Source organism: Frigoribacterium sp. PvP032 (genome assembly GCF_017833035.1).
Classification (GTDB): Bacteria; Actinomycetota; Actinomycetes; order Actinomycetales; family Microbacteriaceae; genus Frigoribacterium.
Genome location: NZ_JAFIBM010000001.1, coordinates 82,597 through 97,532, shown reverse-complemented (window position 1 = coordinate 97,532; position 14,936 = coordinate 82,597). Strand labels below are relative to the sequence as shown.

15 protein-coding genes and 1 riboswitch are annotated in these 14,936 nt (G+C 74.5%); of the genes, 12 read left to right on the top strand and 3 right to left on the bottom strand.

Translation table 11 applies throughout. The features are described 5' to 3' along the window. Nucleotides 1-40 precede the first annotated feature (40 nt). The 5 genes from phnC to JOE35_RS00425 are packed head-to-tail and all read left to right on the top strand — an operon-like array spanning nucleotide 41 to nucleotide 5,937. Nucleotides 41-934, top strand: a complete 894-nt coding sequence (phnC, locus tag JOE35_RS00445) for a phosphonate ABC transporter ATP-binding protein (protein WP_209561776.1) — start codon at nucleotides 41-43, stop codon at nucleotides 932-934. Beyond that, nucleotides 931-2,664: an ABC transporter permease gene (locus JOE35_RS00440; protein WP_209559347.1), complete on the top strand. Its 1,734-nt coding sequence runs from the start codon at nucleotides 931-933 to the stop codon at nucleotides 2,662-2,664. Before phnC ends, JOE35_RS00440 begins: the two co-directional genes overlap by 4 nt. Further along, nucleotides 2,661-3,956 carry a TIGR03364 family FAD-dependent oxidoreductase gene (locus JOE35_RS00435; RefSeq protein WP_245186010.1) on the top strand — a complete coding sequence of 432 codons (1,296 nt, stop codon included), beginning with the start codon at nucleotides 2,661-2,663 and terminating at the stop codon, nucleotides 3,954-3,956. Before JOE35_RS00440 ends, JOE35_RS00435 begins: the two co-directional genes overlap by 4 nt. Continuing rightward, nucleotides 3,953-4,714, top strand: coding sequence for a phosphonatase-like hydrolase (locus tag JOE35_RS00430; protein ID WP_209559346.1), 762 nt, complete (start codon nucleotides 3,953-3,955; stop codon nucleotides 4,712-4,714). The genes JOE35_RS00435 and JOE35_RS00430 overlap by 4 nt, the downstream gene beginning before the upstream one ends. After that, nucleotides 4,711-5,937 carry an alcohol dehydrogenase catalytic domain-containing protein gene (locus tag JOE35_RS00425; RefSeq protein ID WP_307802868.1) on the top strand — a complete coding sequence of 409 codons (1,227 nt, stop codon included), beginning with the start codon at nucleotides 4,711-4,713 and terminating at the stop codon, nucleotides 5,935-5,937. The genes JOE35_RS00430 and JOE35_RS00425 overlap by 4 nt, the downstream gene beginning before the upstream one ends. 186 nt (nucleotides 5,938-6,123) lie before the next feature. Here the strand turns inward: JOE35_RS00425 and JOE35_RS00420 are convergent, their stop codons facing one another. After that, nucleotides 6,124-6,873: a GntR family transcriptional regulator gene (locus JOE35_RS00420; RefSeq protein WP_209559345.1), complete on the bottom strand. Its 750-nt coding sequence runs from the start codon at nucleotides 6,871-6,873 to the stop codon at nucleotides 6,124-6,126. A gap of 141 nt (nucleotides 6,874-7,014) precedes the next feature. Between JOE35_RS00420 and JOE35_RS15945 the strand changes: the two genes are divergently transcribed. The 3 genes from JOE35_RS15945 to JOE35_RS00405 all read left to right on the top strand — a co-directional run bounded on the left by JOE35_RS15945 (nucleotide 7,015) and on the right by JOE35_RS00405 (nucleotide 9,117). Next, complete coding sequence (locus JOE35_RS15945) at nucleotides 7,015-7,320, top strand: ATP-binding protein (protein ID WP_307802867.1); 306 nt, start codon at nucleotides 7,015-7,017, stop codon at nucleotides 7,318-7,320. A 31-nt stretch (nucleotides 7,321-7,351) separates the two neighbouring features. After that, a riboswitch (M-box (ykoK) riboswitch) is annotated at nucleotides 7,352-7,534 on the top strand. 217 nt (nucleotides 7,535-7,751) lie between these two features. Next, nucleotides 7,752-8,390 (top strand): magnesium transporter, encoded by a 639-nt coding sequence (locus JOE35_RS00410; protein WP_209559344.1) that lies wholly within the window; start codon nucleotides 7,752-7,754, stop codon nucleotides 8,388-8,390. Between the two features lie 4 nt (nucleotides 8,391-8,394). After that, the gene (locus tag JOE35_RS00405; RefSeq protein ID WP_307802866.1) at nucleotides 8,395-9,117 is read left to right on the top strand and encodes an MgtC/SapB family protein; all 723 of its coding nucleotides are present in this window, start codon (nucleotides 8,395-8,397) and stop codon (nucleotides 9,115-9,117) included. A 38-nt stretch (nucleotides 9,118-9,155) separates the two neighbouring features. Here the strand turns inward: JOE35_RS00405 and JOE35_RS00400 are convergent, their stop codons facing one another. Both JOE35_RS00400 and JOE35_RS00395 read right to left on the bottom strand, forming a co-directional pair. Continuing rightward, nucleotides 9,156-10,379, bottom strand: a complete 1,224-nt coding sequence (locus JOE35_RS00400; protein ID WP_209559343.1) for a HAMP domain-containing sensor histidine kinase — start codon at nucleotides 10,377-10,379, stop codon at nucleotides 9,156-9,158. Next, a complete protein-coding gene (locus JOE35_RS00395; protein ID WP_209559342.1) occupies nucleotides 10,376-11,095 on the bottom strand; it encodes a response regulator transcription factor in 720 nt (239 codons plus the stop codon). Before JOE35_RS00395 ends, JOE35_RS00400 begins: the two co-directional genes overlap by 4 nt. A gap of 195 nt (nucleotides 11,096-11,290) precedes the next feature. Between JOE35_RS00395 and JOE35_RS00390 the strand changes: the two genes are divergently transcribed. The 4 genes from JOE35_RS00390 to JOE35_RS00375 are packed head-to-tail and all read left to right on the top strand — an operon-like array spanning nucleotide 11,291 to nucleotide 14,905. Continuing rightward, on the top strand, nucleotides 11,291-11,812 hold the full coding sequence (locus JOE35_RS00390) for a hypothetical protein (protein WP_209559341.1): 522 nt from the start codon (nucleotides 11,291-11,293) through the stop codon (nucleotides 11,810-11,812). Next, on the top strand, nucleotides 11,809-12,954 hold the full coding sequence (locus JOE35_RS00385; RefSeq protein ID WP_209559340.1) for a peptidoglycan-binding protein: 1,146 nt from the start codon (nucleotides 11,809-11,811) through the stop codon (nucleotides 12,952-12,954). Before JOE35_RS00390 ends, JOE35_RS00385 begins: the two co-directional genes overlap by 4 nt. Next, on the top strand, nucleotides 12,951-13,718 hold the full coding sequence (locus tag JOE35_RS00380) for an ABC transporter ATP-binding protein (protein ID WP_209559339.1): 768 nt from the start codon (nucleotides 12,951-12,953) through the stop codon (nucleotides 13,716-13,718). Before JOE35_RS00385 ends, JOE35_RS00380 begins: the two co-directional genes overlap by 4 nt. Then, nucleotides 13,715-14,905 carry an ABC transporter permease gene (locus tag JOE35_RS00375; RefSeq protein ID WP_307802865.1) on the top strand — a complete coding sequence of 397 codons (1,191 nt, stop codon included), beginning with the start codon at nucleotides 13,715-13,717 and terminating at the stop codon, nucleotides 14,903-14,905. Before JOE35_RS00380 ends, JOE35_RS00375 begins: the two co-directional genes overlap by 4 nt. The last annotated feature ends 31 nt before the right edge of the window (nucleotides 14,906-14,936 follow it).

Genomic DNA, 14,936 nt, shown 5'->3' with positions numbered 1-14,936 from the left:
CACCGCACCTCCCGCACCGCCGAAGCCCCCTGGAGACCCCATGAACCCGCACGCCGACCACGTCGCCCCCGCCGAGATCGTCGTCTCGCTCGAAGGCATCACCAAGCGCTTCGGCACGACGACGGCCCTCGACGGCGCCTCGCTCGACGTCCGGCGCGGCGAGGTCGTCGTGCTGCTCGGCCTCTCCGGCTCGGGCAAGTCGACGCTGCTGCGGCACGTCGACGGCCTCGAGCGCCCGACCGAGGGCCGGGTCACCGTGCTCGGCCGCGAGGTCACGGCGCTCTCGGGCCGTGCGCTCCGCGAGCTGCGGAGCGAGGTCGGCTTCATCTTCCAGCAGTTCGAGCTCGTGCCGTCGCTCACGGTGCTCGAGAACGTGCTCACCGGCTCGCTCGCCGCCGTGCGGGGCCCGCGCCTCGGCCTCTGGTCGTACGGACGTGCGGCCCGGGCCGAGGCGCTCGCCCGGCTCGAGCGCGTCGGGCTGCTCGAGCGCGCCTACCAGCGCGCCGACACCCTCTCGGGCGGTCAGCAGCAGCGCGTGGCCATCGCCCGCGCGCTGATGCAGCGGCCCCAGGTGCTGCTCGCCGACGAGCCCGTCGCCTCGCTCGACCCCGAGTCGAGCGACCAGGTGATGGCGCTGATCCGCGAGATCGCCGTCGACGAGGGCCTGACCGTGATCTGCAGCCTGCACCAGGTCGACCTCGCGCTCTCGTGGGCCGACCGGATCGTCGGCCTCCGGCACGGCGCGGTCGTGCTCGACACCGAGACCGAGGGCCTGTCGAAGGCCCAGGTGATGGAGATCTACGGCCGCGTCGCGACCAGCACCGGCCAGCTCGAGGCCATCGAGCTGGAGCTTGCCGGGGCCGGCAGCACCGCAGGCGCCGGCAGCGCCGCAGGCACCGCAGGCACCGCCTCCGCCGGGGACATCGTCCGATGACCGCCGTGACCGAGCGCCCGCGCACGACCGACCAGGTCATCGCGCCCGTCGCCGCGCCTCCTCGTCGCCGGGTCTCGCCCGAGCGCGTCGCGGCCGGCCTCACGATCGTCGCCCTGCTGGCCGCGAGCGTCGTCGCGCTCCGCAGCGTCGAGATCGACCCCGCCCGCATGCTGCAGAGCTGGTCGAACGCCGAGCGGTTCTTCGGCCGGGTCGGCGCGATCGAGTTCCCGCCGCTCGGCGAGCTGCTGCAGCTCACGGCGCTCACCCTCGGCCTGGTGATCTGCGGCACCCTGCTCGCCGCCGTGCTCTCGGTGCCCGTCGCCGTGCTCGCCGCCTCGAACACGACGCCCGGCCCCGTCTGGCGCGCCGCCGCCCGCTTCGTCACGGTGCTCGCCCGCGCCGTGCCCGACGTCGTGCTCGCGATGGTGTTCGTGCTGCTGTTCTCGCTCGGCACGCTGCCGGGCATCCTGGCGATCGGCCTGCACTCGGTCGGCATGATCTCGAAGCTCTTCGCCGACGCGATCGAGCAGATCGACGAGGGCCCGCGCACCGCGGTCCGCGCCGCCGGAGGCACCCGCCTGCAGCAGTTCACCGCGGGCGTGCTGCCCCAGGTGCTGCCCTCGTGGGTCGCGACCGTGCTGCACCGCAACGACATCAACCTGCGCGGCAGCGTGATCCTCGGCTACGTCGGCGTGGTCGGCCTCGGAATGGAGATGTCGTTCGCCTTCAAGTCGCTCGACTACGGCCTGGGGCTCGGCTACGCGGTCGTCATCTTCGTGCTCTGCGTCGTGATGGAGATCGTGTCCAGCTCGGTGCGGGCCGCCATGCTCGGCATCGCGCCGACCGGCCGCGGCCTCGGCGACCGCGTCGTGCGACGGGCCACGAGGAGGCGCGCGGCCGCGTCGTCCGCCGCCGTCGTCCCCGAGACGGCCGTCTCCGTCGACGCCATGCTGCGCCGCCCCTGGGACCGCACCCGCGTGCGGAACACGTCGTGGGGCGCGATCGCCGCGGCGGTCGTCGTCGCGAGCGTGCTCGTCTGCGACATCGCCTGGTCCGACCTCGTCACCGTGTGGAGCGGCGTGCCCGCCGTCGCCGTGCAGTTCTGGCCGCCGTCGTTCGGCAGCTACGAGACGTCGACCATGGTCGCCGCGATGGGCGAGACGATCGCCATCGCGCTCGCCGCGACTCTGCTCACCCTCGTCGCCTCCGTCGTGATCGGCTCGCTGGCCGCCCGCAACGTCGCGCCGAGCCGGGGGATGCGCAGCGGCATGCGCCTGCTGCTCGTCGGCATCCGCGGCGTGCCCGAGGTGATCCTCGCCATCGTGCTGATCGTCGTCACCGGCCTCGGCACCCAGGCGGGAACCCTCGCCCTCGCGCTCGGCGGCGTCGGCCTGCTCGGCAAGCTGATCGCCGACTCGTTCGAGGAGGTGTCGGCCGGCCCGGAGCGCGCGCTCGCCGCCACGGGCGCGACCCGCCTGCAGGTCTACGCCGGCGCGACGCTGCCGCAGGGCACCCGTGCGCTCGTCGGCCACACCTTCTACATGCTCGACACGAACATCCGGGCGGCGACGCTTCTCGGCATCGTCGGTGCCGGCGGAGTGGGCTACTACCTGCTGAACGCCAGCCAGGGCTCGAACTACGGCGCGGTGACCGCGATCGTGCTGATGATCCTCGTCACCGTGCTCGCCGTCGAGGGGCTCGCGATGTGGATGCGGAAGGTGCTCCGATGAGCGCGCGTGCTGCGGCCCACGCCGGGCCCGCCCACGCCGTGCCTGCCCACTCGGCACCTGCCCACGACGTGGTCGTCGTCGGCTCCGGCATCGTCGGCCTGGGGGCGGCGCTCGCCGCCGTCGACCGCGGGCTGTCGGTGCTGGTGGTCGACCGCTCGGCCGTCATCGGCGGCTCGACGATCCGCAACTTCGGCCACCTCTGCCTCACCCCCCAGAGCGGCGAGGCCCGGCGCCACGCGATCACCGCCCGGGGACTCTGGCTGCGCCTCGCCCGCGACGCCGGGTTCTGGGCCTCCGAGCGGGGCACGCTCGTCGCCGCCCGGCACCTCGACGAGCTCGCCCTGCTCGACGAGCTCGCCGCCGCCCGCACCGAGCGGGTGCTCGGCGACCGGCCCGAGATCGAGCCGCTCGACGAGCGCGAGCTCCGGGCCTTCGCCCCTGTCGCGCCGGGCATGACGCTCGGCGGGGCGCTGCTGCCGTACGACCTGCAGGTCGACCCGAGGGAGGCGGCGGACGCGATCCGCAGGCACCTCGAGTCGCGAGGGGTGCGCTTCCTGACCCGCACCTCCGTCGGGTCGGTCCGCAGCGGGCGGGTCGAGACGAGCCGCGGGCCGATCGACGCCGGCACCGTGGTCGTCGCCACGAACCACGACCTCGACCAGCTGCTGCCCGACCTCGCCGAGCGCTCGGAGCTGCAGCGCTGCGGGCTCGACATGCTGCGCGTGCGGGCCGAGCTGGCGCGGCCGCTCGTCGCACCGCTGCTGACCGGGTGGTCGCTGATCCGCTACAGCGCGTTCGCCGGCACCGGGGCCGCCGACCAGGTGCGCGCCCGGCTGCACGCCGAGAGGCCCGACCTCGCGGCGCTCGACCTCAACCAGATGTACACGCAGCTGCCGGACGGCTCGGTGATCGTCGGCGACAGCCACCAGAAGGGCGCGGCGATCTCGCCGTTCCAGGACGAACGGGCTGCCGTGGCGTTCCTCGACGAGTTCCGCGCGTTGTTCGGCGCGGAGCCCGTCGTCACCGAGCGGTGGCAGGGCGTCTACGCCTCGGGCCGCGACGAGTTCGTCGTGGACGAGGTCGAGCCCGGCGTGCTCGTCACCGTCGTCGCCACCGGCATCGGCATGACCACCGGCCTCGGGCTCGCCGAGCACGTCGTCGGCGCCCACCTCGACGGCGGGCGCGACGCCGCGTTGTCGCCGGCCGCCGCCGCTCGCTCGTCTGCCGGCACCGGCACCGGCACCGGCACCTCCGCACCTCTCCCCTCCCTCCTGACAGGAAGCCGCTCATGAGCACCGACACCACCCCCTCCGTCCCCTCCGCAGCGCCCGCGGTCGAGCTCGTCGTTCTCGACATGGCCGGCACGACCGTCGTCGACGACGGCATTGTCGAGCAGGCCTTCGCCCGGACCGCCGACCGGGTCGACCTCGGCCCCACGCTGACCCGTGACGAGGCGCTGCAGCACGTCCGCGACACGATGGGCCAGTCGAAGATCGACGTGTTCCGGCACCTGGCGGGCGGCGACGAGCAGGTCGCGCAGCGCGCCGCCGGGCAGTTCGAGGTCGCGTACGGGGAGCTCGTCGACGAGCTCGGGGTCGACCCGATCGAGGGAGCGGGCGAGCTGATCGACGCGCTTCGCGCCTCCGGCATCTCGGTCGTGCTGACCACCGGCTTCGCACCCGCGACGCGCGACCGCCTGCTCGACGCCCTCGGCTGGCAGGTCGACGCGGCGCTGTCGCCCGTCGACGCCGGCCGTGGTCGCCCCGCGCCCGACCTGGTGCTCACGGCGCTGCTGCGCACGGGCGCGTCGTCGGTCGCCTCGGTCGTCGTCGTCGGCGACACGGCGAGCGACGTGCTCTCGGGCCGTGCGGCGGGCGCCGGCCTCGTCGTCGGCGTCACGACGGGTGCGCACACGCGCGAGAAGCTGCTCGCCGCGGGCGCCGACGTCGTGCTCGACAGCGTGCGCGACCTGGCCCGTCTGCCGCAGCTCGCGGGTCTGCTCGCGACCGCGACCGCGACCGCGACCGCGAGCCTGGTCCCGGCCTCGTGACGACCACCTCCTCGCGCTCGACGCGTTCGATGCCCTCGACGCGCTCGACGCGCTCGACGCCCTCGACCGGCGAGGAGGCGCGGGCCGCGTCGTCGGGAGCGCCGTCCGGACGCGTCGACCTGCGTCTCGACCCGGCGCCCACGGCGATGGTCTGGACGCAGCCCGGTCGTCCGCATGACGCGGTCGCGGTGCCGAGCGTGCACCTGGCACCGGGCGACCTGCTGGTCGCCGTGGAGCTCGCGACGATCTGCGGCTCGGACGTGCACACCACCCGTGGCGACCGCGGAGCCCCGGCGCCGCTCGTGCTCGGGCACGAGCAGGTCGGCCGGGTCGCCGCGGCCGGCGAGGGCGCGGTCGCCGTGGACGGCTCGTCGGTGGCCGTCGGACAGCGCGTCGTCTGGTCGCTCACCGTCAGCTGCGACCGCTGCGCGACCTGCCGACGCGGGCTGCCGCAGAAGTGCGAGGCGGTGCTGAAGTACGGGCACGAACGACTCGTCACCGGCTGGGAGCTGAGCGGCGGCTTCGCCACGCACGTGCACGTGCGGGCAGGGACGGCGGTCGTCCCGGTCGCCGACGACCTGGACCCGGCGCTGCTCGCACCCGTGTCGTGCGGCACCGCCACCGCCCGGGCGGCGCTCGACTCGGCGGCGCAGATCACCGACCTCGCCGGGGCGGTGCTGCTCGTGCTCGGCGGCGGGCTCATCGGGCTGACGGTCACGGCCATGGCGACCGACGCCGGCGCACGCGTCGTCGTCGTCGACCCGGACGCGTCGCGTCGTGCGCTCGCCGCCCGCTTCGGCGCCGTCGCCACAGCCTCGCCCACGGCCACGCCCGGGTCCGACGACAGCGTCGAGCACGCGCTCGGCGCCGCAGGAGGCGCCCCCCGCGTGGCCGTGGAGGCCTCCGGATCGCCGCACGCCGTCGCGTCCGCTCTCGCGCTGCTCGACACCGGCGGGGTCGCCGTGCTCGTCGGCAGCGTGTTCCCGGCGCCCGCCGTGCCGCTCGACGCCGAGAGCGTGGTGCGACGGCTCGCGACGATCAGGGGCGTGCACAACTACGCGCCGCGGCACCTGGTCGCGGCGGCCCGCTTCGTCGAGGAGCGGCACCTGGCCTGGCCGCTCGCCGAGCTCGTGGGCGAGACCGTGACGCTGGCCGACCTCGACGCGGGCATCGCCGCTGCCGCCGCCGGCGGCTCGGTGCGCGTGGGAGTCCGCCCGGCCTGACGGCTCGCTCCTGCGCGTTCGCGCCGCCGCCTCCGCCGCCTTCTCGTTCTCGTCGAGGGCGGGTCACTTGCCTCGAGGGCGGGTCCGCGGCGACCCGCCCTCGACCGAGTTGACCCGCCCTCGGCAGGTACGGACCTGAGGAGGCGCCGCGCGCCTCCTCGGGTCAGGCGCCGATCGCGCAGCGGGTCAGGCGCCGATGGCGCGGATGAAGTGGCCGCCCTCGCGAGCGCGGCCCGACGCCGCCACCGTGAAGCGCACGATGTCGCTCCGGTAGCGGTCGTCCGACGCCTCGAAGGTGCGGCCGTCGCGGCCGCGGGTCACGCGGTGCAGGCGCAGGATCGGCGTGCCCGGCTCGACGTCGAGCAGCTCGGCGTCGAGCTCGTCGGCCGCGACGGCGTCGATCTCGTGGTCGATGTCGTCGTAGCCGAAGCCTCGGGAGTCGAGGTACTCGGTGATCGAGACCGTGTCGAGGTCGACGTCGAAGAGCACCCGGCCGACCTCCTCGATGAAGGTGAGACGCTCGAGCATCGTGGGGCGCCCGTCGACGAGCCTCAGGCGCACGACGTCGACGACGAGGTCGCCCGGCTCGATGCCCAGCGCCCTCGCCTTCTCGTCGTCCGCGCGCCGGAGCGACACCTCCTGCGTCCTGGCCCCCGGCTCGCCGCCCACGTCGCGCACCCACTTCGTGAACGGGATCGACACGTCGACGGGGTGGTGCGCCTTCCGCGCGACCACGCGGGCGGGCCGGCCGCGACGGGTCTCGACGAGCCCCTCGCTGCGCAGTGCCGCCAGGGCGTTGCGGATCGGCCCGCGGGAGGTGCGCCACTGCTCCGCGAGCTCGCCCTCGCTGGGAACGTCGTCGCCGACCGCGAGGTCGCCGCTGAGGATGCGACGACGCAGGTCGTCCGCGATCTGCTCGTAGAGGGTGGTGGCCACGTCCGGAGCCTACCGATCAGAGCGGCCGAGCCTCGGCCCGAACGCCCTGCTGAGCTCGAGGGCGGGTCGCCTGCGCCGAGGGCGGGTCCGCGGCGACCCGCCCTCGAGCCAGGCGACCCGCCCTCGAGCTCAGCCGACGGCGTGGACTCCGATGCGTGCGCGCGGGTGGTGCACGTGCGGACCGTGGTCAGCGGAGACCACGTCGAGCTCGTGGTCGAGAACACCGGCGAGGAGGTGCCCGCCGACCTGGTGCCGACGCTCACGCAGCCGTTCCGGCGCAGCGCCGGGCGCCTGCACGACCAGCACGGCGGCACGGGTCTCGGCCTCGCGATCGTCGAGACGATCGTGCGGGCGCACGGCGGCCGGCTCGCCCTCGCGCCGCGACCCGGCGGCGGTCTCGTCGTGCACGTCCGGCTCGCTCGCACCCCTCGGCCCACGGAGCCTTGACGCGAGAGTGATACATCAGTATCGTCGGCGTACGGCATCTCGTTAGGCGAGGCGTCTGCACGAACACAGGCCACTGATCCGACGACGTCGAGAGACGCCCAGGGTCAGGACAGATCTCTCCGGCTCAAGGGGTGATCCGAAGTGGCTTCCCGCGCGACCGTCGGTCGTCGGGATCACGTCGTGCAGTGCTGAAGCTCTTACGTGGGGGTGTCGTCCGGCTCTCTGTCGGGTGCGCTGACGACCGTCCCGTCGTCAGGACGAAGGCGGCCTGCGGGCCCGGTCCGGAGGAGGTGGTGCTGCATGGGCAGTGGTCACAGACGGACACTCCCTCCCCGTCGAGGGCGAGCCTGACAGCACGCTGTCCACGGTCGCCCCGGCGCGGCGCGCTCAGCGCGCCTCCTGCACGGCACGTACGACCGAGAGGCACCACCATGACCGACTCCACCACCACCTGCGAGCGCTGCGACACGACGTCGCCCGTCTTCGCCGCCAGCCCCGTCCGGCGCGACCTGGACGCCAAGCACTCGTCCCTCCGCAAGCTGTTCCTCAACCGGGCCACCTGGCTCATCCTCCTCACCCTCTTCGGGGTCGTGACGAGCACCCTCGTCGCCGCCCAGGAGGACATCCTCACGTCGGCGCTCATCCTCGCGGCGTTCCTCGCCCCGATCATCGACATGGGGGGCAACACGGGCAGCCAGGCGGCGACGCTGGTCATCCGGTCCATGGCCGTCGGCACGGTCAGGATCGGCTGGCGCGACGTGTGGTCCATCGTCCGCCGCGAGCTCGTCGTGGCCTCGTGCCTCGGCGCCACGGTGGCCGTCATCGAGGTCGCGCTCGCCTTCGTGGTCAAGAGCGTCGACCTCGACGTCATGATCATCGTCGGCGGCACGATGCTGGTCGTGACCGTCATCGGCGGGCTGCTCGGGGCGGTGCTGCCGTTCGCGGCGCGCGCCGTGAAGATCGACCCCGCGACGCTCTCGGCGCCCCTGATCACGTCGATCATGGACCTCGTCGGGGTCACGATCTACTTCTCGATCGCCGCGCTCGTCCTCAGCGACAAGCTGGTGTGAGGCCGTGACGGACCTCGCCGTTCTCGCCCCCGAACTCGGCGGCGTGGCCCTCGCCGCCCTGCTCGGCGCGGCGGTGGGGGCCGAGCGTCAGGTGAGGGCACGGAGCGCCGGTCTGCGGACCAACGCCCTCGTCGCGCTCGGGGCGGCCCTCTTCGTCGTGATGGGCGCTCGCTCGTTCGAGGGCGAGCAGGTGGACCCGACCCGGGTGGCGGCGCAGATCGCCTCGGGGGTCGGGTTCATCGGGGCCGGCGTCATCATGAAGCACGGCGCCTCCATCTCGGGGCTGAACTCCGCCGCGACCATCTGGGTCGCGGCTGCCGTGGGGGCGCTCGCCGGGGGAGGGCTGCCCCTGGTCGCCGCCGCCGGCGCCGCCCTCGTCATCCTGGTCAACGTCGGGCTGCGGCCGCTGGGCCTCGTCCTCGACCGGGCGCCCGAGGCGGCTCGTGAGTCGTCCGAGACGGACTACCGGCTCACGGTCACCTGTGCCACCCGCCACGAGGCCGAGATCCGGCGGCTCGCCTTCGACGCCGTCCACCGGTCGCCGTTCGTGCTCCGGTCGATCGCGGCGGAGGACGAGGCCCACGAGCGCGTGTGCATCGAGATCACCGCGTCGGCCGGCGGCCGTGACGACCTCGCGATGGAGGCGGCGATCGCGAGGATCGTCACGGCGCCGGAGGTGCTGGGCATCCTCTGGACCGCCGAGACGCCGGAGGCCGTCGGCGACTGACGCCCGGCCGCCGGGGTGCCGTCCGAGGTGCGTGTCGCTCAGAACGCGACGTCGACGCGGAGGCCGCCGCCGGGGACGGCGACGAGCTCGAGCCCGGCCTCGTGCCGGTCACAGATCGCCGAGACGATCGCCAGGCCGAGACCGTGGCCGCCGGCGCCCGCGACGCGGCCGGCCCCTCGGCGGAACGCCTCGCTGAGCTTCGCCACCTCGTCAGGGTCGAGGACGTCCCCGTCGTTCACGACCGTCAGCGTCCGTCCGCGGAGCGTGACGCCGACATGGCCGCCCGGGCGTCCGTGCTGGAGGGCGTTGTCGAGCAGGTTCGCCACCAGCGCCGTGAGGAGCACGTGGTCGCCGTCGACGACCAGGTCGTCGAGGTCGTGCTCGAACGTCGTGCCCGCCGTGGCGGCGGCGGGCACCGCCCGGGCCACGGCCTCCTCCACCAGCGCGCGGAGGTCGACGGGGCCGTCGTCGACCTGGCCGCCGGTCGCGTCGGCGAGCGTGAGCAGCGCCTCCACCGTCTTCAGGCTGCGGGTGTTGGTCTCGCGGAGTCGCCGTCCCAGCTGCTCGACGTCGACGCTCGCCGGCTCGGCGAGCGCGACGTCGAGCATGGCCTGCGTCGTGGCGAGCGGGGTCCTCAGCTCGTGCGACGCGTTCGCGGCGAAGTGCTGCTGGGCGCGGTACGCCACGTCCAGGCGCTCGAGCATGGCGTCGAAGGCGGCCGCGAGACGGTGGAACTCGTCGTGCGGGCCGCTCAGGGCGACGCGCCCCCGCTCGAGCGTCGGCCGTCGTGTCGCCTGGCCGAGCTCGGCCGTGCGCGCCGCGTCCGTCAGGTGGTCGAGGGGCCGCAGGAGGCGCCCGGCCAGGATCCAGCTGAGCCAGGCGCCCAGCACGAGGACCACGGCGAACACCACCAGCGAGGTGGTCGACAGCACTCGGAGCAGGTCGCCCTCGCCGTTGATCGTGAGCGTGTCCCGGACGAGCACGTCGGAGAAAGGGCTCGCGTGTGGTGCCCAGGCGCCCTCGGGGAGGGCGTCCGTCGTCGGTGCGGGCGCGGCGGTAGCGACCTCGCCGGGCTGCGTCACGTCCGCCGGGCTGGCGAGGGCGGTGATGTCGTAGCGGGGGAGGTAGCGCATCACGAGGAAGACGCTCGTCACGATGGCGGCCCCCACCACGAAGAGCAGCCCGGTGAAGGTGGCGGTGAGCCTCGCCCGTGCGCTCAGCCGGCGGCTCTGCCAGTACGTGCCGTGGCCGGGACGAGTCACCGGCCGGGCCGCGACGGGCCGGCGACGGCGGCCGCCGAGCCGGGCTCGCTGATGGTGTCCGGCAGGATCCGGTACCCGACGCCCGGGACGGTGTGGATCATCCACGGCTGGCCGAGACGCTGGCGGAGGTTGGAGATCGTCACCCTCACGGCGTTCGTGAACGGGTCGGCGTTCTCGTCCCAGGCCTTCTCGAGCAGGTGCTCGGCGCTGACCACCCCGCCGTCGGCGTCGAGGAGCACCCCGAGCACGGCGAACTCCTTGCGGGTCAGCCGGACGTGTCGCCCACCTCGCTCGACCTCGTGCCGGAACGGGTCCCAGTGCAGCGACCCGCAGCGGAGCACGGGCGGCGCGGCCCGGCGCGGGCGACGAGCCAGTGACCGGAGGCGGGCCACCAGCTCGGGGAGCTCGACGGGCTTGGCGAGGTAGTCGTCCGCGCCCAGCTCGAGCCCGCCCACGCGGTCGCGCAGGGCGCCGGCGGCGGTGAGCATCAGCACGGCCGGGCCGCCCGGCGAGGCGACGATCGCGGCGCACACGTCGTCGCCGTGCACGCCGGGCAGGTCGCGGTCGAGCACGACGACGTCGTAGTCGACGACGGCGAGGCGCTCGAGGGCGGCGTCGCCGTCGGCTGCGACGTCGACGGACATCGCCGCGCGCTCGAGGGTGATCTGGACGGCCTCGGCGAGGTAGGCCTCGTCCTCGACGACGAGCACGCGCATCGGGTGCCTCTCGGTGAGTGGACGCACACCGGACCGTGTGCCTTGTGAGTATCACATGTCATCTGTCGCGCGAGCATAAAGCGGTCGACTTACGGGGTGGCAACTGAAGGGGCGGTGAGATCGTCCCCGTCCCTCTCCGAGCGGACCGGGCGCCTCCGAGCGGCCGCCCCGCACCTCCTGCAGCAAGGAACGACCATGACCATCTCCACACGACTCCGCCCGACCCTGTTCGCCCTGGCCGCCGTGCCGTTGCTCGTCGTCGGCCTGGCCGGCTGCTCCGGCGGCGAGGGCGGCGCCTCGCCCCAGGTCAAGAGCGACTCCCAGGTGGCCGACGACGCCCTGGCGTGGGACGTCGCGAACGCCGGCTGCCTCCGCGGCGAGGGCCTCGACGTCCAGGACCCGACCGCCGACGGCCTGACGAAGGGCGCCATCCCGATGGGCGCCGACCCCGAGGTCACGTCGGCCGCGATGGAGAAGTGCCAGGAGGAGACGAACGCCGATCTCGGCCCCCGCCCCCAGTCGGCGGCGGAGGAGAAGAGCAACGAGGAGGCGGAGGCCGCGATGCGAGAGACCGCCGAGTGCCTGAGGGAGAAGGGCTACGACGTCTCCGACCCGTCCGCGGACGGGGCCGGGTCCTCCGACGGCGAGACGATCCCCGACGACGTCGCGAAGGCGTGCGGGGGAGCCGTCGGCGGCTCGGTCACGGTGGAGCGATGACCGGGGCCGACGACGCGGTCGCGGGCCCACCGAGCGGTCGACGTCGACGCCGGGTGTGGTTCTCGGTCGCCCTGGTCGCCCTCGTCGCCGGGGCCGTGACGGGTGCCCTGCTCCTCGGCTCGCCCGGCGGATCGACCGCCGACGCCGATGCCGACGCGGGGGCGCCCGACACGACGACGGCGACGGTGACGCTCGGCGACCTGACCGGCGTCACTCCCAAGGCCGGCACGCTGAGCCTGCTCGTGGGCCCGACGGTCGTCGGCGGAGTCGCCGGCACCGTCACGGAGCTGCCTGCCCCCGGCACGCTGCTGACCTCTCGCAGCGTCCTGTACCGGGTGGACGACGCGCCGGTCATGGCCGTCGAGGGGACCCTGCCCCAGTGGCGCGGCTTCGAGTCCGGCATGACGGACGGCCCCGACGTCGAGCAGCTCGAGCGCAGCCTGGTCGCGTGGGGCTTCCAGGGTCGAGCGGCCGACGGCCACTTCGACGCACGGACGGCGGCCGCGATCAGGGCCTGGCAGAAGGAACTCGGCCTGCCCCGCACGGGCGCGCTCGAGAAGGGCCGCGTCCAGTTCGTCACGGGCACCGCGCAGGTGGCCGAGGTGAGCGTGAGCGTCGGCGACGAGATCGGAGGCGGCGCGCCCCTCTACACGACCGCCCGCGAAGAGCGGGTCGTGACCGTCGACCTGCCGGTCGGGTCCAGCCTGGCTCGCCTCGACGGCGTCGTGACGATCGACCTGCCCACCGGGGGCAGCGCGGTCGGCCGGGTCACCGGGCTCGGAGCTCCCCGCGCGACCGACGGCGGCAAGACCGTCGTCGCCGTCACGGTGTCGTTCGACGACCCCGCCGCGGCCGGCGACCTGACGAACGCGGGGGTGCAGGTGGCCTTCGTGTCGGAGGTCCGCCAGGGCGTCCTCTCCGTGCCGGTCACCGCACTCGGCGCGGCCGGCGGCGGCGGCTTCCTCGTCGAGGTCGTCGACCCGTCGGCGGGGAAGACGGGCTCCGAGGGGGCAGGCGGCCCGACCGATGGCGCGGGTCCTGGCTCCCGCCTCGTCGCGGTGGAGGTGGGCCTGTTCGCCGGCGACCGGGTCGAGGTCACGGGCGACGTCTCCGAGGGCGACGAGGTCGTGGTGCCCGCATGAGCGCCGGCACCGAGCCGGTCGTGGAGCTCCGGGGGGTCGGTCGCACCTACGGCCGCCCTCCCACCGTCGCCCTGGTGGACGTCTCCCTCGTCGTCGAGCGCGGCGAGCTGCTCGCCGTCGTCGGCCCGTCGGGGTCGGGCAAGTCCACGCTCCTGAACGTGCTCGGCACCCTGGACGCGCCCACCTCGGGGCACGTCCTGATCGACGGCGTCGACGTGGCCGCGCAGAGCGACCGGGCGCTCTCGGGACTGCGGGCGCACCGGATCGGCTTCGTGTTCCAGCAGTTCCACCTGAGCGAGGGGGTGTCCGCCGTCGACAACGTCGCCGGCGGCCTCCTCTACTCCGGCGTCCCGCTGCGGGCCCGCCGGGCGCGCGCCGTCACCGCCCTCGAGCGGGTCGGGCTCGGGCACCGGCTCGGCCACGAGCCGAACCAGCTCTCGGGAGGCGAGCGCCAACGTGTCGCGATCGCCCGCGCCGTGGTGCACCGTCCGCCGCTCCTGCTGGCGGACGAGCCCACCGGCAACCTCGACAGCCGGGCCGGCGCCGGGATCGTGGACCTCCTCCACGAGCTCCACGACGAGGGGACCTCCGTGATCGTCATCACCCACGACGTCGACCTGGCTGCGAGCCTGCCGCGGCGGGTCACCATCCGGGACGGCCGCATCGTGGACGACAGCAGCTCGCCACAGTCCCCGGCGGCGGCGGCGGCGTCGCCGCCGGCGAGCGCGGCCGCGCACGAACCGACCACAGGAGCCCGATCGTGACCGACCCGAGGGCCTCGCGCCTCCTTCCCGCCGACGTGTTCCGCCTCGGTGCGTCAGGGCTCCTGACCCGCCCGACCCGGGCGCTGCTGTCCGCGCTGGGGATCGCCATCGGCATCGCGGCGATGATCGCCGTCGTCGGCATCTCCACGTCGAGCCAGGCCCGCCTCGCGGCGCAGCTCGACTCGCTCGGCACGAACCTGCTCCAGGCGAGCCAGGGCGAGGACTTCTTCGGCGAGAAGGTCGAGCTGCCGCTGACGACCCTGGGCTCGGTGTCCCGCGTCGACGGCGTCGAGGCGGTGGCCTCGACCGGGGCGGTGGCCGATCAGGCGGTCTACCGGAGCGCTGCCGTGCCCGAGGGCGAGACCGGCGGGATCGCCGTGCTGACCGCCTCCTCGGGGCTGCTCGACGTCCTCGGCACCGAGCTCGCCTCAGGGGCCTGGTTCACGGACGGCACGGCCGCGCACCCGACGGTGGTGCTCGGCTCGGCCGCCGCCGAGGCTCTCGGAGTGGGCGGACCCGGCCACCACGTGCTGATCGGCCGGACCCCGCACCTGGTCATCGGCGTGCTCCGGCCCTCGCCGCTCGCGGCCGATCTCGACCGTGCGGCCCTGATCGGCGAGGCCTCCGCCGAGTCGCTGACCGGTGCGGCCGTGCATCCCAGCTCGATCTGGCTCCGGGTCGACGAAGAGAGGGTCGACGCCGTGCGCGACCTGATCGCGCCGACCGTGCGTCCGGACGCGCCGACCGAGGTGTCGGTGGCGCGCCCCTCCGACGCCCTCGCCGCGAAGCAGGCGGCCGACCAGGCGTTCACGGGGCTGCTCGTCGGGCTGGGCTCGGTGGCGCTGCTCGTCGGGGGGATCGGCGTCGCGAACACGATGGTGATCTCCGTGCTGGAGCGTCGTCGCGAGATCGGCCTGCGCCGAGCCCTCGGCGCGACCAGGGCGCACATCAGGGACCAGTTCCTGGCCGAGGCGCTGTTGCTGTCGCTGCTCGGCGGGATCGGCGGGATCGTGCTCGGTCTCGGCGTGACGGCGGTGTTCGCGGCCTCGCGGGGCTGGCCGGTCGCCGTGCCGCCCGCCGTGCTCGCGGCCGGGCTCGGCGCCACGCTGGCGATCGGGGCCGTCGCCGGGCTCTGGCCGGCGATCCGCGCCGCACGGACCCCGCCGACGGAGGCGCTGCAGTCGTGAGGCGGGCCCCCGACCACGGACGTCCGACGTC